Origin of the sequence: Streptomyces sp. NPDC001401 (assembly GCF_042895385.1) — a bacterium.
In the GTDB taxonomy this organism is placed as follows: Bacteria; Actinomycetota; Actinomycetes; order Streptomycetales; family Streptomycetaceae; genus Streptomyces.
On record NZ_JBIAWI010000016.1, the window covers coordinates 207,544 to 231,888 of the forward strand.

Annotated in this window: 10 protein-coding genes and 1 pseudogene; 1 reads left to right on the forward strand and 10 read right to left on the reverse strand. The window is 69.7% G+C overall.

What is annotated here, in order from left to right; translation table 11 throughout:
* Window positions 1-83 precede the first annotated feature (83 nt).
* Window positions 84-4,700 (forward strand): FtsK/SpoIIIE domain-containing protein, encoded by a 4,617-nt coding sequence (locus ACFY10_RS40150; protein WP_390670279.1) that lies wholly within the window; start codon window positions 84-86, stop codon window positions 4,698-4,700.
* A 178-nt stretch (window positions 4,701-4,878) separates the two neighbouring features.
* Here the strand turns inward: ACFY10_RS40150 and ACFY10_RS40155 are convergent, their stop codons facing one another.
* The 10 genes and pseudogenes from ACFY10_RS40155 to pglX all read right to left on the reverse strand — a co-directional run bounded on the left by ACFY10_RS40155 (window position 4,879) and on the right by pglX (window position 24,345).
* Window positions 4,879-5,781 (reverse strand): hypothetical protein, encoded by a 903-nt coding sequence (locus ACFY10_RS40155; RefSeq protein ID WP_390670233.1) that lies wholly within the window; start codon window positions 5,779-5,781, stop codon window positions 4,879-4,881.
* A 580-nt stretch (window positions 5,782-6,361) separates the two neighbouring features.
* Window positions 6,362-6,634, reverse strand: coding sequence for a hypothetical protein (locus tag ACFY10_RS40160; RefSeq protein WP_390670234.1), 273 nt, complete (start codon window positions 6,632-6,634; stop codon window positions 6,362-6,364).
* Between the two features lie 363 nt (window positions 6,635-6,997).
* Window positions 6,998-8,689, reverse strand: coding sequence for an ISAzo13 family transposase (locus ACFY10_RS40165; RefSeq protein WP_390670235.1), 1,692 nt, complete (start codon window positions 8,687-8,689; stop codon window positions 6,998-7,000).
* A 63-nt stretch (window positions 8,690-8,752) separates the two neighbouring features.
* Window positions 8,753-9,011: pseudogene (locus tag ACFY10_RS40170) on the reverse strand (transposase); the annotation flags it as partial.
* Between the two features lie 731 nt (window positions 9,012-9,742).
* Window positions 9,743-11,917 carry a DEAD/DEAH box helicase gene (locus ACFY10_RS40175; protein ID WP_390670236.1) on the reverse strand — a complete coding sequence of 725 codons (2,175 nt, stop codon included), beginning with the start codon at window positions 11,915-11,917 and terminating at the stop codon, window positions 9,743-9,745.
* Window positions 11,914-13,245 carry a BREX system ATP-binding protein BrxD gene (gene brxD, locus ACFY10_RS40180; RefSeq protein ID WP_390670237.1) on the reverse strand — a complete coding sequence of 444 codons (1,332 nt, stop codon included), beginning with the start codon at window positions 13,243-13,245 and terminating at the stop codon, window positions 11,914-11,916. The genes ACFY10_RS40175 and brxD overlap by 4 nt, the downstream gene beginning before the upstream one ends.
* Window positions 13,242-15,986 (reverse strand): BREX-2 system phosphatase PglZ, encoded by a 2,745-nt coding sequence (gene pglZ, locus ACFY10_RS40185; protein WP_390670238.1) that lies wholly within the window; start codon window positions 15,984-15,986, stop codon window positions 13,242-13,244. The genes brxD and pglZ overlap by 4 nt, the downstream gene beginning before the upstream one ends.
* Before the next feature lie 67 nt (window positions 15,987-16,053).
* Window positions 16,054-19,974, reverse strand: coding sequence for a hypothetical protein (locus ACFY10_RS40190; protein ID WP_390670239.1), 3,921 nt, complete (start codon window positions 19,972-19,974; stop codon window positions 16,054-16,056).
* Between the two features lie 147 nt (window positions 19,975-20,121).
* Window positions 20,122-20,400, reverse strand: a complete 279-nt coding sequence (locus ACFY10_RS40195; protein ID WP_390670240.1) for an ATP-binding protein — start codon at window positions 20,398-20,400, stop codon at window positions 20,122-20,124.
* Between the two features lie 111 nt (window positions 20,401-20,511).
* Complete coding sequence (gene pglX / locus ACFY10_RS40200) at window positions 20,512-24,345, reverse strand: BREX-2 system adenine-specific DNA-methyltransferase PglX (RefSeq protein WP_390670241.1); 3,834 nt, start codon at window positions 24,343-24,345, stop codon at window positions 20,512-20,514.

Here is a 24,345-nt window from a genome sequence, read left to right on the forward strand (position 1 = left end):
TGCGCTCGCGAAAGACCGGCCAGCTATGGTCATTGCCACCGAGTTGAGTGTTCTCAATGTGTTGAGTGTGTTGGGGGATGGACGTGCGTCTGAGTCTGACCGTCGTCGACCCGCTCGGCGGTGTCAGTGCCGACGTGGTGCTCGACGCCGATCCGGAGTCCACCGTGGTTGACATCGCCCAGGAGTTGGCGCGGCACGTCGGTTTGGGTGACAGCGCGCAAATCATCCCCATCGGCGCGCATCGCGGCGGCCTCGGCGGCTCCGCCGCCCCCCTCGCTTACGTCGACGGTTACGCCCTCGATCCCTCCGCCACCGTGGTCGGCTCGCCCCTCCGTGACGGCGCCGTCGTCAGCCTCCACGACCCCGCCGGGTGCGTCCTCGGCGAGCCCACCGGCGTCGTGGAGTTCCGCGTGGCCGGCGGTCCTGCGGCCGGCGCGGTGCACCGGCTCGGCGTCGGACGGTACGACATTGGCAGGGGTCCGGCCGCCCACATCCGTATCGACGACCCCGAACTCCCCGCCCGCGCCGCCACCTTGTCCATCGCCATCGACGGCGCCTGCGACGTCGCCCTTCACGGCATCGAGAAGAAGAGCACAGTAAGCACTAAGAAGAAGGGGGATCGGGAGGAGGGAAGCCCTGACCGCGACTTCCCCCGTCTCGACGGCGACGACTTCGACGGCGGCTCCTGGCCCCTCGGCTCCCAGCTCGCCCTCGGCAACACACTCCTGGAGATCGACGGGTACACCCCGCCGAACGCGGCCCTGAAGTGGTCGGACGACGGCACTGGGCTTGACTACAACCGGCCTCCGCGACTGCGCCCTGCCGAGCGTCGGACGCACTTCCGGCTGCCCTCGCCGCCCAAGGAGTACGAAGCACGGCCGCTGAACTGGCTGATGGGGCTGACGCCCCTGGTCGGAGCCGTGGTGTCGGTTATGGTCTTCGGGCGCTGGTACTACCTGATCATGGCGCTGATGAGCCCCCTCATGCTCTTCGGCAACTACTTCATGGACAAGAAGCACGGACGCAAGTCCCATGCGAAGCAGGTCAAGGAGTACAAGGAGCACAAGGAACGGATCGAGAAGGACGCCCAGGACGCCCTGCGCCTGGAGCGGCTCGACCGGCGCGGTGCCGTTCCCGACCCCGCCTCCGTCCTGGCCTTCGGCACCGGGCCCCGTACTCGGCTGTGGGAGCGGCGGCGCACGGACGCCGACCACCTTCTCCTGCGGGTCGGCACCGGCCGTGTCCCGTCCGAGGTCGTCCTCGACGACCCGGAGCAGGACGAGCACAAGCGCCAGGTCACCTGGAAGATCGAGGACTCGCCCGTCGCGCTGCCGCTGAAGGACCTCGGTGTCGTCGGTATCGCCGGGCCCGGTGAGTCCGCTCAGGCGCTCGGGCGGTGGGCCGTCGCCCAGACCGCCGTCCTGCACAGCCCCATGGACGTGCAGTTCTACGTGCTCACCGACAACGACGCGCACCCGCGCTGGGACTGGGTGCGCTGGCTGCCGCACACCCGCCCGGCGGGCGGTCAGGACGCCAACGTCCTGATCGGTACGGACTCCGAGACAGTGGGTGCGCGGGTCGGTGAGCTGACCCAGCTGCTCGACGCCCGGCAGAAGGCCCTCAGAGAAGGCGGAAACAGCGGGGACGGACCCTCCTTCTCCGACCCCGACATCGTCGTCGTATGGGACGGGTCGCGGCGGCTGAGGTCGATGCCCGGTGTCGTACGACTGCTGCGGGAAGGTCCGGCCGTCGCCGTCTACGCGATCTGCCTGGACGAAGAGGAGCGGTTCCTGCCCGGCGAGTGCCAGGCCGTCGTCATCGCGGAACCGCGGCGCGCCGACGACACCGTCCCCGCCTCACCCATGGGCATGCCCCAGGCTCCCGTCGGCGGATTCCCCTCCTTCCAGGCATGGCACCAAGGGCCCCAGCAGGACCGGCAGAACACCGGTCAGGCCCTCGAACTGCGGCTGCGGGTCGAGCAAAGTGGTGCGCGCCGCAGGACCGGAGTCCGGCCCGACTTCGTCTCCCCCGCCTGGTGTGCCCGGCTGTCCCGCTCCCTCTCCCCCCTCCGTGACATCAGTGGCGAGAGTGAGGACTCCGCGCTCCCGTCCGCCAGTCGACTGCTTGACGTACTGCAGCTGGAGCCGCCGACGCGCGATGGGATCGCCGCGCGGTGGCGGATGGGCGGGCAGTCGACGATGGCGGTCATCGGTGAGTCGTACGACGGTCCGTTCGGCATCGACCTGCGCAGGGACGGGCCGCACGGCCTGATCGCCGGTACAACCGGTTCCGGTAAGTCGGAGCTGCTGCAGACCATCGTCGCCGCACTCGCCGTCGCGAACACGCCCGAGAACATGACGTTCGTCCTCGTCGACTACAAGGGCGGATCCGCTTTCAAGGACTGCGTCAAACTCCCGCACACCGTCGGCATGGTGACCGACCTCGACGCCCACCTCGTCGAGCGTGCCCTGGAGTCGCTGGGCGCGGAGCTGAAGCGGCGCGAGCACATCCTCGCCGCGGCCGACGCCAAGGACATCGAGGACTACCAGGACCTGGTGCGCCGGGAGCCGTCTCACGCGTCCGTACCCCGACTGCTCATCGTTATCGATGAGTTCGCGTCGATGGTGCGTGATCTGCCGGACTTCGTCACCGGCCTTGTCAACATCGCCCAGCGTGGTCGTTCCCTCGGCATTCACCTCCTGCTCGCCACTCAGCGGCCCAGCGGTGTCGTTTCGCCCGAGATCCGCGCCAACACCAACCTCCGCATCGCGCTGCGCGTGACCGACGCCGGCGAGTCGACGGACGTCATCGACGCCCCCGATGCCGGACACATCTCCAAGAGCACCCCGGGCCGTGCGTACGTCCGTCTGGGCCACGCCTCCCTCATCCCCTTCCAGTCCGGCCGCGTCGGTGGACGCCGGCCCGGAGCGGCCGACCCGAAGGCGCTGGCGCCCTGGGCCGGGCCGCTGTCCTGGCAGGACCTGGGGCGGGCCGCGCTCCAGAAGCCGAAGTCGGAGGCGCGTGAGGACGACGAGATCACCGATCTCAAGGTGCTGGTGGACGCCGTACGGGACGCCAACCAGTCGCTGGGCATCCCGGCCCAGCGCTCCCCGTGGCTGCCCGCCCTGGAGGAGATGCTGCTGCTGGACGACATCCCGGCGGTGCGCGGCGAGGGGACGCTGCCGGCCGCGCCGTACGGTGTGGCCGACCTGCCGGCCGACCAGGACCGCCGCCCCGTGGTCGTCGACTTCGCCACCTTCGGGCATCTGCTCATCGCCGGCGCACCGCGCAGTGGCCGCTCTCAGGTGCTGCGGACCATCGCCGGCTCCCTGGCCCGTACGCTGTCGTCCGCCGACGTACACCTCTACGGCATCGACTGCGGCAACGGCGCCCTGAACGCGCTGACCAGGCTGCCGCACTGCGGAGCGGTCGTCGGCCGCAACCAACTGGAACGGGTCGTCCGGCTCTTCAACCGTCTGACTGCTGAACTCGCCCGGCGCCAGGAGCTGTTGGCGGAGAAGGGATACGCAGACATCGGCGAGCAGCGGGCCTCCGCGCCGGAGGACGAGCGGCTGCCGCACATCGTGCTGCTGCTGGACCGCTGGGAGGGCTGGCTCCCGGCGCTCGGCGAGTACAACCACGGTGACCTCACCGACCAGTTGATGGCGATGATGCGTGAGGGTGCAAGCGTCGGCATCCACATGGTGATCACCGGTGACCGTCAGCTGCTGACGGGCCGGATCTCCTCCCTCACCGAGGACAAGTACGGTCTGCGCCTCGCTGACCGCAGCGACTTCTCGATGCTGGACATCAACGCCCGCAAGGTCCCCGAGGAGATCGCGCCCGGCCGCGCGTTCCGCAGTGAGACGGCCACCGAGACCCAGTTCGCGCTGTTGGCCGAGGACACCACCGGTCAGGGTCAGGCTGCCGCGCTCGTCGCGATCGGCGACGCGGCGGCCGCACGGGACGCCAACGTGCCGCGTTCGCGGCGCCCTTTCCGCGTCGACGTCCTGCCGAGCAGGATCTCCTTCGCGGACGCCTGGGCGATGCGCGCGCCGGAGACCGCTTCCTCACCGTTGTGGGCGCTGGTGGGCGTCGGAGGCGACGAGCTCACCGCGTTCGGCCCGGACCTCTCCCAGGGCGTCCCGGCGTTCGTCGTCGGCGGGCCCGCCAAGTCCGGGCGCAGCACTGTGCTGCTGAGCATCGCTCGTTCCTACCTCACACAGGGCGTACGGCTGGTCCTGGCGGCGCCACGTCCGTCGCCATTGCGTGAACTGGAGGGCCAGGATGGGGTGTTGAAGGTCTTCGCTGGCCGTGACGTCGACGAGGACGAGCTGGAGGAGGTCATCGGATCGGCCAGTCCCGAGCAGCCGATCGTCGTCCTGGTCGACGACGCGGAGGTGCACGACGACTGCGACGCCGAGGACGTCTTCAAGCGCATCGTCGAACGCGGCACCGAGGAGGGCCTGGCCATCGTCATCGCCGGTGACGAGGAGGAGATCTGCGACGGCTTCTCCGGCTGGCAGGTCGACATGAAGAAGGCACGCCGCGGCATCCTGCTGTCTCCGCAGGACAGTTCGGCGGGCGAGCTGATCGGCATCCGCACGAACCGGAGCATGGTCGGCGGCCCGATCACACCGGGCAAGGGCATGCTGCACCTGGGCAGCGGGGAGCACGTCACGGTCACGACGCCGCTGTAGTGGGGCGGGACATGAGCGGGGGATTCAGGAAGCCGAAGCTGAAGAAGGCGGCCGGGGCAGGGCTGCCCTCTCGCCTCGCTGGACTGCCCACCTGCCCGGTGACAGTCCCGCCGGGTCCAAGTGCCCAAGCCGCATTCCTCAATCCGACTCCGGGGCTCCGGAAGCCGGGCCGAGTCGATCATGGAAGTGCTTCTGCGGCTTTCGCCTGCTCGATCTGGGATTGAGCGGCTGTGAGCGTCTTGCTGCCGTCGCACACAGCGCGGTGTAGGGAGTTCTCCAACTGGTCATCCGTACGCGCCTGGGCGAGCGGCACGGGGCGCAGATTCGCGGGATCGGAAGGGGCCCCACCTAGTTCCAGGGGGATTATGTGGTCTTCCTCGTAGTGCGAGGGGTTCTTGTCCGCCGCACCGGACGCCGCGAGTTGCTGCTTCTTTAGATGCTCGGTCTCGTCGACCGGCGGCCGAATCGTCGCCGCCCAGCCCGGGACGCAGATAGTTGAGTGGATCGTGGGCTGAGTTACGGCCGGATTGAGAGCTCCAGCCGGGCCACCTGGCGTGGTGGGCACCGGAGTGTGAGTCGTTCCGCTCGTCGCCACAAGGTGCAGCGAGCCGCGGGTGATCGTCCCGTTCTCGACGACGTACCAACCGGCGTAATCGGCGGTGCTTCCATCGGTGTGCACGGCGTGGAGCTGGACATCAACCACGTCTCCCTTCACGTTATCGATACTGATCACATCGTGGGCGGTATCGGCGAAGCCTCCTGCGAAGTCGGCGTAGGGCAGGCCGAGGTTGCTTCCTCCCAGATCCCATGCCCGCTGGTAGTCGTGGGCGTTGATCGCGGCGTAGAAGCTCTCAATGACAGAGGCAGGATCTGCCGGAGCGCTGCTTGGAGCTGGTGCCGGCGCCGACGGCGTCGACAGCAGCGACGGCGTCGAAGGAGTTACCGGTGTGCTGGGTGGTGGGGTTGGCGGTCTGGATGTGGCCGGGGGCGAGGGCTGGGACGTGCTGCCGTGCTGGGTACAGCCCGCGAGACCGAGGCTGACGGCGATACCGAGCGCGGTAGCAGCTTTCGACGCCTTCATAGATCACCACCGGCGAGATGGTGTGGTTATCGAAGAGAGAGCAAAGGCCTCGGTGCGGACGGCAAGGAGGTGCTCGACGAGCCGGGCGTGCCTGCCCGTGCGTGCAGTCTTTTGACGTCAGTGTGGACGCCGCGGTGGTCGTGGACACTTTCATGTTCACGCCGCAGGGCCTCATGTGCACCCCGGGCCTGGACGGTAAGGCGCGGAGGGGCTGCCGCCCGCACTGGACCGTCGGCGGATTGCCGTCGCGCTCGTCGTCGGTCTGGATCACCCGTCGGCACGAGATGCTCGGACTGGAAGGCCTTCCCGCGGGACCGGTCGTGCGGCGTCACCTCGCAACCCGGTACGAGAGTGAGGACGACGTCGCGTTTCCCGGCCGGCGTCAGGTCGTCCCAGGCCTGGGGATGGGAGCTTTGTAGAAGCGCCCGTGAGTCCTTCACGCGCTTCTGCGCCGGGCCTCGCTTACTCGGCGAAGGCGATCTCTTTGCGCACACATCGAGGCCATGCGACGGCGCTGAGAGCAGCGCAGGACCCCCGTGAGCCAACGCTTGAGGGCGAGGTCGGAGGTGCCCGCGGGCGGTCAGCCGGCAGCTTTCTTGCGGCGGCCAGCGGACTTGGTGCTACGGACCTGAGCCGACTTCAGGGCAAGGCGCAGAAAGTACGCTTTCTTTGCGTGCTCAGCACGGCGTGCGCGCTCCTCGGGCGTAAGGACGCGTTCGGGGTCGACGTCGTGCTCGAAGCGGGCGAAGAACGCCTCACGGGCGGGTGCGGTGGCAGCCACAGGATCGGAGCAGTGGGCCCAGCGACTGTGGGAAGCGATGCGGGCGATCAGTGCTCGACTGTCTTCGGACATGGGGAAATACCCTTCAGGGTGATGTGCAGTCGCGGAGCCCTCATGGACAGTAGTGAGCGACCCTCCCCGTTCGGGGCGTCGAGCGGTGTATGTGGCGGGTCGGAACGCGTGAAGAAGTTGCATTAATGGTATCGAACCCTCACGTACCGGACCTTCCGCCAGGCCTGGCCCCGGCTGGACCAGTGGTTCCGCAAAGCCCGATCTGACAGATCGGCGACCTCCGAGTCCTCCATGCTGCTGACTTCGACGGACGGGAACGGTCGCCGCGGCGGACGCGGAGTTCCGCGTCACACTGGGCGTCGCGGCGGCACACGAGGCCGCTATCAGAAACGGACTTAACGCCCACTTAGGACGTGCAGATCTTTAACTCGTATTTTTGACCTTGGTCTGGGTGGAGTCGGGAGCGAGGAACGTCGCGACGTCGGCTGGTGTGCGGAGGCGGGCGGTAGACGCGTTGATGTGGTGGCCGTGTGCTTCCAGCAGTGGGCGGACCTCCTGTTTCGCGCGGCTGATGGTCATGGCGGTGACGCCGAAGAGTTGGCCGAGGAGGTCCATGGTCGCGAGTTTGCGCAGATGGAGCACGGTGACCAGGATCCGGTCGGCTGCGGTGAGTTTGGCTTTGGCACCTGTGCCAGGGGCTACCAGGCGCTCGTGACCGCGACGTGCGCGGAGCACTTGCTCGCGTTGAACCTCCAGTGCTGGAGTCAGCGCGTCGATGAGCTCGCTGAGTTGCTGACGGGTCATCCCGGTTAGTTCCGGGTCCTGCAGCGAACGCCGCGTGAGTCGAGGCGGTCTGCCAACCGGGGCCCGGTCCGGCGTGCTGTCGGTCGTGGCCGCGTCCATCGGATGTTGGGGGTGAAGGGTGTAGTTCCAGTCGCCGTGGAAGCGGTGGCGGGTGATCGGCAGAGAGGCGATCTCGTCGTCGCTGACCTGGATGCCGGTGGGGTACGGGTTGGTGTCGAGTTCCGCGTGCACGGTCAGACCGGTCTTCGTGGTGGTCGCCGCGATGCTCTCGATGATGACTTCGTGGCTGGTCAGGGGCCTGCCGCGCCAGTTCATGGTGATGTGGGAGAACAGCCGGTGCTCGATCCGGTTCCACTTCGAAGTCCCGGGAGGCAGGTGGCAGACGGTGATCGTGAGGCCGGACTCAGCGGCGAACTGGGCGAGTTCGGTCTTCCACGTGCGGGTGCGATACCCGTTGGAGCCGCCGGCATCGGCGGTGATCAGCAGCCGGTCGGCCGTCGGATAAGTGGCCCGCCCGGCTCCGTTCCACCACCGGCGGATCGACTCGACGGCGAACGCGGCGGTGTCATGGTCGGTGCCGACGTTGACCCAGCCAGTGTTCGCGGCGACGTCGTAGATGCCGTAGGGCACCGCCCTGCCCAGCACGCGGTCGGGGAAGTCGTGGGTGTCGACCCGCACGGGCTCGCCTTTCGGCTCCCATTCACGGCCGTTGTTCTTGAACGGGCCGACCAGCTCCTTCTTCTTCGTGTCCACACTGATCACCGGAGCACTGCCGTCCTGGTGGTCGCGGGCCTGCTCATTGAGGTAGTGGAACTGTGCGTCCCGGTCTGGGTGCTGCTTGCCTTCCAGCGTCTTGGCATTGCTCTGCAGGCTGAAGCCCTCCTCGCGCAGCAGGTCGCCCACCGTGTCCGCGGAGATCCTGTGGCCCTGCCGGGTCAGCTGCTCGGCCAGCTTGCGGGTGGATTTGGTGGTCCAGCGCAGCGGTGACATGGGATCTCCGCGGACGTCGGGCTCGACCAGGGTGAGGAGTGCCTCCCGAACGGCTGGGTTCCGGTCGACGACGCGTTTGCGGCCGGCGCCGGGCCGACGGACGCGGCCCAACGGCGCCTCTCCGGAGTCGAGTTCCCGCACTCCGGCAGACACAGTGGCCTCACGGACACCGGCAGCACGAGCGACCGCTCTGATCCCGCCGTGGCCGAGGGACTGGGCCTCCGCCCCTATCAGCAGGCGACGCTGCCGCTCGTCGAGGTGCGGCAAAATCGCCTCGAACTTGGCTGCCAGCGCGGTCCGTTGCCTATCCACCCCGCTCATGCCAGACCAACGAACCACCAAGCAGAAAGCTACGAGTTAAAGATCTGCACGTCCTTAGAGGTCCTAACAAAAGTGTTGGACGTGGCGATGGGTGATCAAGCAGGTGGCGAGGCAGAGGAAGGCCTCGTGGATGTCGTCGCGCCGTTCCCATCGGATGCGCAGGCGGCGGAAGCCGTGCAGCCAGGCGGATTCTCTCGACGACGTACCGGAAGATGCCCAGGCCGGAGCCGTGGGGCTGGCCGTGTTCAGCGATGGCGGGGCGGATGCCGCGCTCCCACAGCAGCCGCAAGTACTTGTCGTGGTCGTAGCCGCGGGCCGCATGTCTTGCCGTCGCCGTGGCCGGCCGCTCCCGACGTCGATCTGCGTGACGTGGGACGGGCAGGTGACGCCGAAGGTACTGCCGGTGCCGCAGTAGCGACCGCTCCTCGTGTCCTTGCGGCCGAGCCGAACTCGGCCGGGTCGGTTACCTGCCGTGGTGGTGGTCGAGAGTGCCCTTCGCCGCGGCCGGGCCGTGCTCGGGCCGGATAGGGCGGCCCCCTGAGTAGGGGTGGGCCGCAGCAGCCGTGAGAGCAGGAAGCTTCGGATGCCGCTGGCGCCAGGCGATGCGGGCCGCGGTCGCGATGTATGCGATTCCCGAAGTGCTCCCAGGGCGGACGTGGCTGCGCGGGAGCGTCGTTCTCTTCGACGGTACGCCTGCCGTCAGCCGTCAGAGCCCTTTCTGACCGCCTTCTTCCCAGGCCAGTGCGGGCCACCGCCGTCGGGGCGATGCTGACAGCACGGCCTCCGTGATGCCCGTGGGCGTGTATCCGCCCGACGAAGACGCAGCTGGCGTTAGCGTGTCTGATGAGTCACAAGAGGTAACGGTTGCCCTGATTGCCGGCGCCTTTGCGATGGTCGTAGGCCTCGTCGCTCCTGCTCTGACTCCATTCCCGTCGCCACGGGCACCGCGTCGGCCGACTCGGGGGTCAAGCAGAGCAGCGGCTGTGCCACCCGCTCCACGCTTCGGCCGGACAGCGGCCAGGGACCTCCACCACCGATCTGCTGACTCCACTGTCAGTGTTTGTGCAGAAGAGTGGTGAACCGCACCGGCTCTGCGAGTGAGAGGCGGGCGCCTTCCTCGTCCGAGGTGCGTGCGGCAAGAGTGGCCTCTGCCAACCTGGGCGGAAGAGCTTCGCTGAATTTGAGGCCACGCAGGGCGTGCTTGTCCACCTCGGGCAGGCTCAGGCTGTCCTTTGCGTCCGCCACGGCACTTGCCCAGTCGTCTGCCGTGAGGTCGTCTCGCAGTCGGATCCAGTGGGCGTTGGTGCGCAGGTGCGGTGAGACTGCCGAGCTCAGTGTGGCGGTCAGGGTGGCGTTGGCGCGGTGACCGGCCCAGGTCCACCAGCGGACGTCGCCGTCAGGGCGGCGGGCGATGACGCTACCCCCGGGGTGCACCGTGTCCAGGTGCGCTTCGCGGGCCTGAGAGAGGTGTGCCGTGGCCCGCCCGGTGAGGCGCACGGGCGGGTCCTCACCGAGGAGGACATCGCGTGCGGCCCGGGTGAGTTCGAAGGAGAGGATCCGCTCGGCGCCGAAGCCGGCCCACCGGGCCCGCCCGCCCTCGTCGACGGGGGTGACAAAACAGCGGCGCCTGCTGAAGTCGATGTGGGTAACCTGCCAACTGCGTCCGGCCAGCAGGAGCCTGCGCGGACCCTGGACCTCCTCGGTGAGCAGATCGGGATCGGTCCGGCCGATCTCGGTGCGGCCGTTGAGGACGGTGAATTCGGGCGGCGCGGTGAAGACGGCCGTCAGGTTCATGAAATGACGGTGGCCGTAGCGGTGTTCGGCCTGTGGGCCGATGAACAAAAGGCCGGAGTCCTGGTCGAGGTAGCCCTGTTCGACCAGGTGGCGGACGACAGGCGCCGCTCCGGGACCGAAGGGGCCCATGCCGCCCCACCACTGCTGCCACAGGTTCTCGCCGACTTGGTGTTCCTGAAGGCACAGGGCCAGCAGTTGCTGAGCGACGAGATGGCGGGGCTCGGGGGGCGGAGTGACGGGTTCCACCCAGTTGCGCGACCACTGAAGAAGCAGGGCGGCGGAGGCGAGGAGCCCTTCGTCGTCCAGCGCGAGGAAGAGGCAGTTGCGGCTGGTGCCGGGGCGGCGTCCGGTCCGGCCGAGCCGCTGGAGGAAGGCGGCGACGGTGCGGGGTGCGTCGAGCTGGATGACCCGGTCCAGGTCGCCCACATCGATGCCGAGTTCCAGCGTGCTGGTCGAGACGATCACACAGTCCCGCGCCTCGGCGAACGCCGATTCGGCTCGTCTGCGTTCGTCGACGGAGAGCGAAGCGTGGGAGAGGAAGGTCGTGACGCCGTGCAGGCGCAACTGCTCGCCCAGCTCTTCGACGGTACGTCGGCTCTCGCAGAACACCAGGCGCTTCTCGCCGCGGTGGAGACCGGCGATGACGATCGCAGCGTTGGAGATGGAGCCGACGTAGTCGAGCTCGATGTCTCCGGCCGGACTGGTGGTGCCCGTCGTGGGTGGTTCCCGCCGGAAGTCGGGGGCGATGACGCGGCCGGGACGTCGTCCGTGTCCGGAGCCCTGGAGCCAGCCCAGCAGTTCGGCGGGGTTTCCGATGGTCGCGGACAGCCCGATGCGCTGGAGGGGACGACCCGCGATGCGCCCCAGGCGTTCGAGTACGGCCAGCAGGTGCCAGCCCCGGTCGTCGCCGGCGAAGGCGTGCACCTCGTCGATGACGATCGAGTGCAGGCCGCTGAAGAAGGAGCGATGGTCGACATGGGTGCTGACCAGCATGGACTCCAGGGATTCCGGTGTGGTCAGCAGGACATCGGGGCGCTGGACGAGCAGATGCCGGCGACGCCCGGTGGTGACGTCGCCGTGCCACAGGCCTGCGCTGCGGCCCAGCCAGCCCGCGTAGGTCTCCAGCCGCGGATGCAGATTGTTGAGGAGGGCCTTGAGCGGGCACACGTACAGCACGCTGGTGCCCTTCCAACCGCGTCGGCTCATCAGGCTCAGCAGGGGGAAGACAGCCGCTTCGGTCTTGCCGCCCGCCGTGGGAGCCACCAGTACGGCGTCCTCACCGTCGAGGAGCGGTGCGACCGCTTCTGTCTGGAGGGGGCGCAGGGAGTGCCAGCCGAGGGTGTTGACGATGTGGTGTCCGAGGACGGGGTCGAGGAGATCGAAGGCGTCGGGCGGGGGCCACTCGCCCGCTTGGTCAGACGTCCGGTGCGTCACGGCAGGTCCAGCGGGATGTCCGCGGCACTGGTCGCCGCGTTGCGTTCGATGGCGCTGAGTTCGGCCGTGTGCAGGGTGAGGGAGTAGTGCCTGCGCGGGTCGAAGTCCTCGAACTCGTCGATGCGGTCCAGGACATCGGCGACCAGCTTGCGCAGGTACAGGCGCGGCGCGATGCCGACCTTGCCGCCGAGCGCGCCGGTGACGGCGCGGGCCAGCTCATCCAGGTAGGCGTCGTCTGCAAGCGTGGCGAGCCGCTCGGGGTGGCGGGCGTCGGCAGCGTAGATGTCGCGTACCTTGCGCCCCAACTCGCCGAGAGAGGTGAGGTCGAATCCCGGCAGGCGCAGCTGTACGGCTCGCGGGGAGTCGAAGCGCGGGTCGGTGGTGAAGTCGGTGGCCAGGCGCTGGGCGAGGGGCGCGAGGCGCTGTACTCCCTGCTGACCGTCGTAGAAGGCGGGCGTGCCGGTGATGACGAGGAACAGGCCCGGGAAGCGTCCGGTGTCGATCTCGTCGAGGAGCTGGCGCAGAGCGTTCAGGGACTTCTCACGGACGTCGCCGCGCACCCGCTGCAGGGTCTCCACCTCGTCCAGGACGAGAAGGAGCCCGGGGTGCCCGCAGTCCCGTAGCACGGTGAGCAGGCCCTGGAGAAAGCCGAGGGCGGCGAAGTGGTCCAGGTCGCCGCGGATTCCGGCGGCTCGCTTCGCGGCGGCGGCCACCGACTTCTGCCCGCCGAGCCAGGCGATCAGGGCTTCGGCGAGAGCTCCGTCGCTCGCGGCCACGGCCCGCCGGTAGCCGCGTAGCGCGGCGGAGAAGGCGGGTGTGGTGCGGGCGACGGCAGCCAGCCGCTGTTCCAGTAGTACGTCGACGGCGGCGGTCAGCGCCTCCTCGTCGTCGTCCGGCACCTCGCCTCCGGCCAGCGCCTCCTCCTCCAGGGCGTAGAACCAGGAGTCGACGACGGCACGCAGCGCGGACGGCTGGTGCGTGGCGGTGGTGAGGCGTTCGGTGAGCCTGCGGTAGACAGTCTCCAGACGGTGCAGCGGGGTCTCGGTCTCGGAGATCTGGACCTCGCTGACGGCGAGCCCGCGCCGCTTGGCCCGTTCGGCGAGCCAGCGGGCGAAGAACGTCTTGCCGGAGCCGTACTCACCGCGCAGGGCGTGGAAGGCGGCGTTGCCGCGGGCGACGGTGGTCAGATCGTCGTCCAGGGCGCCCTCGAAGCGCTCCAGGCCGACGGCGAACAGGCCGAGGCCCGCCTGCGGGACGGTGCCGCGCCGCAGTGCGTCGACGACGTCGCGGCGGCGCGCGGCGCTGATGTCGAGGGCCGGGCGGGTCATGCGGTGCCTTCCGGGGACGGGAACTGCTGAGTGAGGAGGGCGCGGTCGAGCTGTACGGTGCGGCCCGACTCGACCAGCTGGAGCACGGGGTAGCCGTCGATGTTGAGCAGCCGCTCCAGCATCGTGGCGAACCGCGCGGGGTTGCGCTGCGACTTGCCGGTGGCGGCCTGGGCGGCGGCTGCGACCGCCCCGGGGGAGAGTTTTCCGCCCGCCGCGTCCAGGGCGTCGAGCGCTGCTTCGACTGCCTTGTCGGTGGGGGCGAGGCGGACGAACTCGCGCTGTGTCCGGTACGGGGCGCTGCGGACGGTCCGCCGGCCGAGGGTGAGCGGGCCGGTTGCCGAGGTGCGGCCGGGGGCCGGGCGCCGCGGAGGGGCGGCGGGGGCCTGGTCGGCCTGTTCGGGCACGGCATCGGCGTCGGCTGCTTCGGAGGACTTCCACCACAGGGGCTCGGTCGACTCGGGCGGCAGCAGTACCCATCCCGACGGCACGACCCCTTCGGACGGCACCAGCGTGATCACGGGAACGGTGACCTCGGCGAGCGAGGCGCCGCCGTGGTAGCCGGCCTGCCGTGCGGTGTAGCGCAGGTCGTCGCGCCAAGCGGCAGTGATGCGCTTGCCGTCGGTCAGCACACGAGGACCGGACAGGGCCACCTCGCCCTCACCCGCGTCGCCGGTGCGCCAGCGGGCGCCGCGCACGCCGGTGACCTCGGCGGGCTGGTGCCCGCGTTCGGTGCGGTCGATCACGTGCCCGTGGTCGGAGACGAGCACGACCGGACGTCCGTAGTCGCGGGCGGCGTTGAGCAGGTCGGGCAGTTTCCCGATGTCGGTGAGGCCCGAACGCCCGCTGGTTCCCTCCCGGCCGTCGGCCAGAGCGTCGTCGATGGTGTTGACGACGACCGCGACGATGTCGTCGGAGGCGAGGGTCTGGACGAGTTCCGGGGCGAGCCGGTGACCGGGCCGGCCCTCGTATCCACCCTTGTGGAAGAGGTGCGCCTTGCGGTGGCGCTTGCGCCAGAAGGCGGCGAACCCGGTGCGTTCCGCGGCCTGCCCGCCCTCGGAGGGCCGACCGCACAGCAGCGACGCCCGGCTGACCCGGGTGACCGACGGCAGCATGGACACCGCGGCCTGCCGGCGCGGCAGCGTGCCTTTCTCCACGGCGGGCACGATCTCGGTCCACGCCCTCGCGTCCAGTTCCCCGGCGATCCGGACGGCGACGTCCGCGCTCATGCCGTCCAGGACGAGGACCAGGGGGCGGCCGCCGCCCTGGGCGAGCGGGGCCGCGGTCCTGGCGAGGACGTCCTCGATGAGCAGCGCGCCGCCGTTCGCCTGCTGGTGGGCGTTCTCGGTCCAGGAGGCGAGGAGCTCCGCGAAACGGGCGTCGAGAGCGGTACGCCGCTCCCGGGCCGCTCCTATCAGCCGCTGGTAGGCCTCGCCGACGGCCGGGTCGCGCGAGGCGTCCCCCTCGGCGAGGACACCGATGGCCAGGTCGGCCCAGCCCGACGAGGACAGGTGCTCCTGGACGGCCTGGCCGACGGTCGCCGGAGCCGCGGGCTCGGTGGCGAGCCAGCGCATCAGACGGACAGCGGTACGGGCCGTCTCGGTGGAGTCGGCGCGCAGCGCGGCGAGTTGGTGGGCGCCCAGGTCGCGCAGGGCGGACTCGGCGACCGCGGGGGCCCCGGCACCGCGGCTGTCGAGGCAGACGGCCAGGGCGCGTAGCCGGCTCTGATAGCCGGAGGGCAGCAGCCGGTCGCCGCGGACCAGGTCGGTGAGGCGCGCGTCGGCGGCGAGCTTGTCGGCGCGTTCGAGGACGGCCAGCACTCGGGAGCGGGCGGCCCCGGAGGGCACGGCGGTGCCCTCCGCCTGTGCGATCCAGCGGGTGAGGACGCCGGTGGCGGCGTCGGCGAAGGGCCGCAGCGTGTCGAACGAGGCGAGGGCCGGGCCGAACAGGGTGCCCAGCGCGAAGCCCGCGGCCTCCGCCGTCCGTGAGCCGAGGGCGGCCGAGGCGAGCACACCGAGGGGCAACGCGTCGCTGCCGCGGCCTTCGGCGGCGAGGGCGAGCAGGGTGGGTGCCGCCGGCCCGACCGTCCGGGCCAGCCAGGCCGCCAGGCCGCGCTGCTCGTCTGCGGAGAGGGACGCGTACAGGGCGGGCCCGGCCGGGGTGCGGGTCCAGGCGAACAGGGTGCCGGCATCCAGATCCAGGGTGTCGGAGGCGGGATCGCCGAGCCCGAGGCGGGCGCAGATGAGCGCGCGCACGGCACGGTCCCGGGTGAGGACGGCACCGACCCTGGGCCAGCCGTCCAGGGGCTCGGCCTGCAGCAGCGCCTCGAGCAGCCAGTGCTCGCCCAGCATCCGCGGATCCAGGTCGGCGGCGCCGAACAGCTGGGGGACGATCTCGGCGCGGTTGACGGGCAGCGGGTGCTTGTCCACGGCGTGGGCGCGCAGGTCGAGGCCGAGCTGTTCGGCGGGGACAGTCCCGGTGACGACGAGCACGCTGTCGTCCTCTGTCGTATCGCCCGCGAGGTGGCGGTGCCAGGCGTCGGCGACGCCGAGCGGGGAGTGCTGGTCGGTGACGACGACACGCCGGCTCCCGCCGCCGACCGCGACGGTGAACTCGGTGTCTTTCTCATCGGCGTCCCAGACCGCGTCGACCAGGACGAGTCGGCAGCCGGGCGCGTTCTTCAGCTCGGTCCGCAGGAGCACCTCGATCGCCCGCCGGCCGGCGACGGGCCGGGTGGCGGTCATCGGCTCTCACCCTTCGGTCGGGTCCGGGGCAGCGCATCGGCGGTGCGCCGGCCGACGACGGCAGCGGTCACCGCTGCCCACCCTCCGGCTCGGCACGCCAGGAGATCTCCACCGGAGTGTCCGGGTGCAGGGCACGGAACGCCTCGATCTCCTCCCGTACGGCGTCCAGGTCGGCGTGGAGCGCGGCGGGACCGGCGGCGATGACCCGGCGGGCGGCCCGCCGGGGGCCGGGGACATCGGCGCCCGGCTCGGGATCCCAGGTCAGCGGCTCCTGTTCCGCTGTGCTCGCACCCGTGCCCCTGCCCGTGGGATCCGAGGGGACGGGCGGGGTTCCGTGCTCGGACAGCGTGATCTGCTCGGCATCCGTCACCGGGTTCGCTCGGTCGGGCTCATCCACGACGGCCGGCCGTTCCAACCGCAGGGCCGCGTCCAGCAGGGCGAGCCCGGTCTCACGGACCTCGCCGAGCACGGGGATGAGGGACCGCTCGCGCTCGGGAGCGCGCGCGGCCTCGCCGATCCGGTCCATGAGCCGCTGGGCGCGGTCGCCGACGCTGTCGTCGCGGGCGGTGAGCCCCCGCACACTGGCCAGCAGCTTCCAGTCGGTGCCGTTCAGGGCCGCCAGCACATCCCCGGCCTTGTCCATGGCGTGGGACAGGTCCCGGGCCTCCGTCTCGTACGAGACGGAGGCGAGCTCGCTCACCAGACCGGTGGGGTCGTCGGTGTGGCGCACGAGACGGGCCAGCAGGCCGGCGGCCTCGCGCAGGACGGCACCGCGCGGGCCGGTGACACCGTCGTCGAGCCCGAGGAGCGCGGCGTGCCGCTTCAGCACGGTGCGCACTCCGGCGACGTTCTCCTCGTACGTGCCCGCCTTGGCGAGGACGTCGGTCGCGAGCTGGTTGACGTTCCGGGCGAACAGGCCGGGCTTGGTCGGGACGCCGAACAGCCGCCCCGCGCGGTCCCGGGCGGTGGCGTACTCCTCCTCGGTGGGCAGCCGCTGGGCGCGCAGTTTCCAGCCGAGGCCGATCTCGGACAGCGGCGGAGGCGTCTTCTCGACACCCGAGTACAGCACCCAGGAGCGGTCGTCGAGCAGGGCGTAGGCGGCGATGAGGAGGCTGGTGACGTGCTTGTCGAGCCCGCGCAGGCCGAGATCGTCCCTGAGCCAGTTGCGGATGTCCTCCACCAGCAGCTCGCCGTGCTCCCCGTGGGCGGAGGCGGCCTGGTTGATTCGGGTGCGCCAGTCGTAGCGCACGACGAGCGGGCCGTCGTGGACGGTGCCGAGCTCCAGCGGCTCCACGATGCGCTTGACGGTACGCAGCTCCCGCGGTTCGTCGACCTCGACCCGGCCGCCCTCGTCCATCGCCCGGGTGAGCCACTTCAGGGCCGTGGTGAGTTCGCTCGGGGTGACGGCCTTCGGCGTGCTGCCCGCTCCGGGGCCGAAGTCGGGGTGCTTGTCGTAGAGCGCGGAGAACATCCCGTCGGCGAGCTGTGCCACGGCGTGGTCGAACGGCTTGCTGCCCTCGGGCTGCGGCCGCGGGAACTCGGGCTGCAGGGACAGCACGTGCCGCCCGTCGGGCACCTCGGCGCCCCGCGTGTCCTCGCTGGCCTCGGCGAGTCCGTACACCTCGCGCAACGACTCGACCAGGGTGCGGGTGAGGTTCTCGCGCCCGTGCTCCAGCTGACGGCGGGCCTTCGCGCGGTCGTCCGGCGGGAAGTTGCGGGTGTAGTCCGACAGTCGGTCCCGCTCCAGCAGGAAGTTGATCCGCATCAGGCGGCCCAGCTGGGCCTTGCGCTGCTCGGAGAAGTGGTCGCACAGCCAGACCAGGACGGGCGCGCCGGGGTTCGACTTCCGCAGGTCGGCGACGCGGCGGTAGGCGTCGTCGGGGGAGCTGCCGGTCTTCTCGTCGTAGGGCGAGTCGAGGATGATCCGCATGTTGCCCGCGGTGGCCGGCTCGAAGGCCTCGTCGGCGACGCTGCGCGGGTCGCGGACCGTGCCGAACACGAATTCCACGGTGCGCTCGGAGCCCCGCCACACGAGTTTCTTCTCGTCGACGAACTGCCCCTGCCGGCCGGTGAGCCCCAGCTCCTCCCACAGCCGCTCGCGCAGCCAGGTGCGCCGCACCCCGCCCTTGTCCTCACCGGCGACGGCGTCCAGGATCGGCTCGACGTCGAGGTCGGACAGGTGGAGCGAGAAGACGGGGTCGTCGGAGCCCTCGGAGCGCAGCTCGGTGGCGAACTCGCCCTGCAGGGCCCGCATCCGCTCGATGACCTTGTCCCGTACGGGTACCGCCCGCGAGCGCACCGAGCCGTGGTTGAGGGCGGCGAGCCGGGAGGCGGTCAGCCGGCGCAGCGCGGGCACGTCCGGGGCGATCGAGGCGAGCAGCAGCGTCTTGACGTAGCGCTCGTCCGCGACGAGGTCGGGGTGGTCGGCCCGCCCGTACCGCTTCAGGAGGAAATGGCGGGCCTTGGCGAGGAAGCGGCGCGCGGCCTCCGACTCCTGCTGGAGCTTGGCTGTGAAGGCGGTGGTCGTGTTGTCGACGAGTACGTCCCACAGGTCGCCGAGCGGGATCAGCCGGCCGATCTCGGCGTTGGCGTTCTTCTCCAGGAGCTGCTGGACGAGCTTGAGACCGGTTCGTTCACGCTGGAGCGCCCCGGATAGGGCCACGAGCACGTTCAGCAGGGCGGGGGAGAGCGGGTAGACGGACCGGAAGTCCTCCCAGTCGGCGCCGGTGGCGCCCTCCCCGTCCAGGAGTACGTCCTTGACGAGCTGCCCGGCCTTGTCGACCCCGGCGAACGCGGCGTCGAGCACCCGCTCCTGCCCGGGCAGCGGCTTGAGCACCCGCTCCTTGATGATCTCCGGGAGGTTGCGGTCCTCCAGGTCGATGACGGTGACGCGCTCCTTGAGGTACTCAAGAGCCTGCTGGAGGTTCTCCACGTCCGAGCCGAGGATGTCGGATCCCACGAGCTGGGACAGGTCGCGCTGGCGGGAGATGAACGACACGATCGGCACCGGCCGGTCGGCGTTGCTCGACTCGATCAGCTTGACGAGCTTCTGGATCTCGTCGTTGATGAACGTCCGGTCGGACATCCGGGCCTGCAGCCACAGCACCAGCTCGTCCAGGAACAGCACCACGCCGTCATAGTTGAGCATCCGGGCGTGCTTGCTCATCTCACTGAGCCCGTCGTCCAGCGACACATACGCGGCCGCGTCACCGCTGACCGTCTCCGCGTAGTGCTTGTACGGCCCCTTGAACAGCGCGGTCAGCAGCTGGTCGCGCCGCGGGTCCCCGGCCGGGGCGTCGAAGGCGTCGGTGAGCCCCGGACCGGTCCAGCCGAGGGAGGGGCCGGCGCCGATGGGCTGGAGCTCGTCCTCGTCCTCGTCCTCGTCCGCCACGTCGTCGGTGCCAGCCTCGGGGGCCGCCTCGACGGGCTCCGGAAGCAGCCCGATGAACGCCTTGTCACCGATCTTCGCCCGAAGGTCACGCGCGTCGGCGAGCAGCGAGTCCGCCCGGAACACCAGGGGCGTGGAGGCGTCGGGCCGCTCCTTGCGTACGGCCTTGACGTACCCGCCGAGCAGCGCGGACTCCAGGCTGGCGGCCCCCACCAGGTGGTAGGGCACCATCAGGAACTTCTTCCCGGGCAGCCAGTCCTGGTTCTCGGCGATCACCTCGCGCAGCCGGTTCTTGTCCTGGACGGCCGGGTCCTGGTTGAGCACGGCGTGCAGCACGGTCAGGAAGTGACTCTTACCGGCGCCGAAGGAACCATGCAGGTAGGCGGCCTCCGAGGCGTTCTTCCGCAGGGCGGCGCCGACCACCTTCAGGGCCGTGCGGAACTCCCCCTGGAGCTGCGCCGTGACCACGTAGTCGTCGAGCTTCCCGGCCGTCTTGCCGGTGAACCCCTCGGACAGGGCGACCTTGAAGTCACCGGAGAGGACGTCCTCCTTGATGTCGAGGACGTCCCTCAGCACGGTCCCGCTGCTGCCTCTGGCCATCAGCCGCTTCCGCTCCCCACACCCTCGTCACGCCCGACTGCCGCGGCCGGGCTCCCGGCGGGCCGCCGGTCCTTCACCCGCGTCCCGCGCACACCACGTCTGTCTATCCTGCCAGGGGCGGGGGCGCTGGTGGGACGCCCTGGAAGATCAGCCCCGGGAGGATGGCTGGGACGGCCGGGCCGGGGCGCGCGGGCGGGGTGTGCAGCCCCAGGTATCCGCGAGGGCGGATACGAGGAGCAGGCCACCGGCGGATTCGGCGTCCGGGTGGCCGTCGGGGGCCGGGGCCGGGGCGGGGAGGCGTTCGGCGCGGGTGTCGGTGACCTCGATGTGGTACGTCTCCGGGGCGGCGGCCGTTCTGGTCAGGTGGAGGTCGAAGTCACGGCCGGGGATGCGGACACGAACCGTGTGGCTGTGCCGTGGAGTCAACGAGCTGGACGGCGTTCGTGGAGTTCGCGGCACTCTGACAGTCGCCGTGGGGCCCCGGCAGGCGTGTGTCTGCCGGGGCAGGAACAGGCCCACACATCGTGGTCCTGATGTTCAGCGCGAGGCCGCGCGTCCGCCCCGCTTCTTCTCGGGGCGCCAGGCGGTGAGGTCGTCCGGGGAGAGCTGGCGGCCGTACATACCGGCGACGAGGGCGCTGTTGAAGTCCTCGGCCGGGTTGCCCTCCCACTCGTCGTCGTACTCGTCGTGCCACTGCCTCACCCACGGCATGACCTCGGCGAGCCCGGCGAGGAGCGGAACGTAACGAGGGTCCTCCTTGGGCCAACCATCCACGTTCAGGCGGTCGTTGAGGAGGTTGACGAGGGCCTCGGCCTGGTAGCGGTGGTTCCAACCGGCCCAGCCGATGAGGAGCGAGGGGTCGTTGTCCGGGGAGGAACCGGGATAGGAGATGAACCGCTCCTTGGGCACGTCGAGCTTGCCGCGGTTCGACCAGTAGCTGTGCTTGAGGAAGTCGGCGGACGTGTACTTGGGCGCGGGCTTGATGTCGAGCCGCTCGCCGTTCTTGTCCTTCTCACGCTGCTGCTCCCAGACCCGCTCCCACTGCGCGCGCTTGCGCAGGCCGGAGTCCTTGTAACGGAGGGCGGCAAGGTGGGGGACGTGCTCGGGCTCGATGATGGCGTTCAGGACGGTGGACAGCGGGACGTCACGCTTGCCGAGGTGCCGCTCGGCGTACAGCGCGGCGACGGCCTGGACGTCCTCGTCGTGGCGGAGGGCGTCGGCGAGCTGGTAGATGGTGAGCGTCCGGGGGGAGTCGATCCCGTCCCGTTCCTCGAACCACAGTTCTTCACGCTCGGTGGCGTCGAGCAGCCAGGAGCGGAGGGCGGCGGCTTCGCGATCCTTCCAGGGCTGGGTGGACCAGCGGCGCTTGAACTCGGGCCGCTCGATGAGGCGGATGTCCTTGTTGTCGGCGATGAGGTCGAGGCGTGCCTGAACGATACGGCGGTAGGGCTCGGGCCAGTCGATGGGGATTTCGGTGGTGCGGTTGTCGGTGGAGTCGTGCCGCTCGAACCACGCGGTCTCGGCACCGCTGCGGGCCAGCACGATCTCGAACGCCCGCTGGCCGAGCTTGAGTTCTTCGGGCAGGTCGGCGTCAGCGAGGTCGGTCGGATCGCCGGGCAGCGTGGTCCGGGCGACTTCGGCGGGGGTGAGCAGGCCGTACAGGCCGTACACGGTCCAGTCCAGTTCCTCCTGGAGGAGGATCATGCGGGCGCGGATTCGCTTTTGTTCCGCCTCGGCGGCGTCGAGGGCTTCGGGGGTGGGGGGTGTGGTTGCGGAGGCAGTGAGGGCGGTGGGCTCGTGGGTGGCTAGCTCTTGGGCGAGGGTGTCGAGTTGGCGGGCGAGTGGGAGGGGGAGGCCGTTTGGGAGGGGGAACTCCTGAAGGCGGGTTCCGTTGAACGCGTAGCGGTTCTCCCAGGCTTCGTCCTGAACTCCGCGGCCGATACCGCTGCCGCCCTTGAGATGGCTGACCTGCTTCATCCAGAAGCAGCCGGTAGACGAGTTCAGCACCCCGAGCAACTCAAGGTGTTGCTCCTCGGTTGCGGTCTCGGGCAACTTGATCACTGGTGCGGTGTTTTTGAATACCTTCCCACCCCGGTCCAGCACGAAGTGGTTGTGCGTGGCGATCTCGCCGTACGCGATCGACAGTGGTGTCCGCAGTTTCCTCGGGTACAGCTCTTGCCACTCATACCAGGCCATGCCCCGATCTAGCATGGGAACACCGAATCGCTTGCGTGAGGAGATAGCAGTTCGGTACTGCTCCAGTACACGCTGCGAAGTACCGAGTGCTTCCCACGGCAGCGTTTTGAACCTCTCGTCGTACACCCACAACGCCTCAAAGTCCGGGTTTAGCGTGAAGTCCCGGATGACATCACCTGTGACGAGTGGGCGTGTAGCCGTGACGCCAAGGCGTGTAGCCGCACCGTTGTACGGCATGGCGTAGAGCTCATCCTCTCCGGTGACAGACGTGATACCGATCGATGCGGCAATGTCATCCAGCTTCTTCGCTGCTGCAGCTTCGACTCCCTCCATAAGGGGACCTGCCCCGCCACCGGCGAGCGACCAAGGAAACCCAGCAAACCTCGACCGTTCCACATCCTCCACAGTGACCCACTCTGCAGGCCCCACCCCCGGCTTCCGCCACTGTGCAAGGATCGCCTGCCACACCTTCCCCTGCGCTGGATCATCCGGCGGGTTTGGCTCCCCCCGAACCCCCAACACCGCCCGAACAGGCTCAGCCTGCCGAGCCACCTGATGCCGCCCCGCGAGGATCACCGTCGGCGTACCGTGCCCCGGAATGAACGCCCCGGACGTGTCGATTACATGCGTCAGTTCAACGCCGGAGTAGACGTCCATCCGCCGCGTCTGCGGATCCCTGTACGGTCCCCCGTGAAAGAACGACTCGATCAGCGTCTTCCCGAACTCCCGCTTCATGAACGAGTTCGCCGTGATCTGCCCGGTGAACCCCCCGTTCCGATGGTCACCGCCCGCCCGCACAGCCAGCTCGAAGATCCGCTGCGCGAACGGCACCGACAGCGCGTACTTCCCGGAGCAAGCCCAGTAGTTCTTGCGGTAGTTCTCGTTCTCGGCCTTGTCCTTGACGGTGATGTACGGCGGGTTCGCGACAACGACGTGATACGACCCGCGCCCCAGCAGGTCCACCTGCTTCACGTACTGCGCGACATCCTCCGTGCGATACGTGAACGTCGTCTCCTCGCGCTCCACGTCATCGAGGGTCCGGTCCGTGTCACGGCCCGCCTCGCGCCCGTGTAGCAACGAGTCCCCGACCGCGATCCGGATCGGCATGCCGGGCATCGCCGACAGCCGACGGTCGTCCCCGCACTCCTGAAGTGCCGCTACGAGCAGCCGGAACCGGGCGATGGACACGGCGAACGGGTTCTTGTCGGCGCCGTGGACGGACTCCAGGGCGCGGCGCACCAGCAGCCAGTTCTTCGCGCCGCGATCGGCGTCCCGCCAGGCGGCCAGTACGCGACGGAACAGGCCGAGCAGAAAGTGCCCGGAACCGCACGCCGGGTCGATGCAGCGCAGGCCGCGGACCACCGAAGTGACCTCGCCGTTCTCATCGATCTCCTCGTATGTCTCGCCCCGCCAGTCCTCCGGACGGTGCTTCCACGCCGGGTCGAGACCGAACTCCTCCAGGGCCGGATCGAAGGTGAGGTCGAGGATGAACTCCTCCACGAACTCTGGGGTCTGGAGCAGCGCGTAGGTCTTACGGGCGTGCTCGGAGAGGTCCTGGTAGAGGTCGCCGAGGAAGCGGGTGTTGAGGGCGGGGTCGGTGAAGTCGTAACGGATACGACCGTCCGAATCCCGCTCGCGCCAGAAGGCGAGCAGGCGAGCAGCCGTGTCGTAGGACGGATCCAGCTCCCACAGCGGGTTGTGCGCCCGGTCGAAGAGGCCCGCGGCGATCTCATGCTGTCGACCGAGCGCGTCGAAGGACTCCTTGAGCCAGTCCCGGTCGTTGAGCTCGGGGCTCTTCCGGAAGAACGCGTCGTGGTTGTCCTGAGCCTCGGCGAGGCGCTGGCCCGGGCCGGAGAGGCGGGCGTCGGGGACGAGGCCGTTGTCCTCGCAGAATCGGACGAAGACACAGGCGAGAACCCAGGCGGCGGCGATCTGGACGACCCGCTCCTCCAGCCAGGTCTCGTAGGTGACGGAGGTGCGGTCGGAGAGGAGGGCCCGGTCGTACTCGGCTTTCAGGGCCGAGGCCTGCTCGCTGTCGCCGTGGGCGCGCCCGCGCAGATCGTTCTCCAGGAGCGTGACCTGCTTCTGCAGGTCCTTGAGCAGCGCGGCGTGATCCAGCGGGGTGGCGGCTGGGGCGTCCGTGGCTTCGGCGGTCGGGGCTTCCTGGGAGGGCAC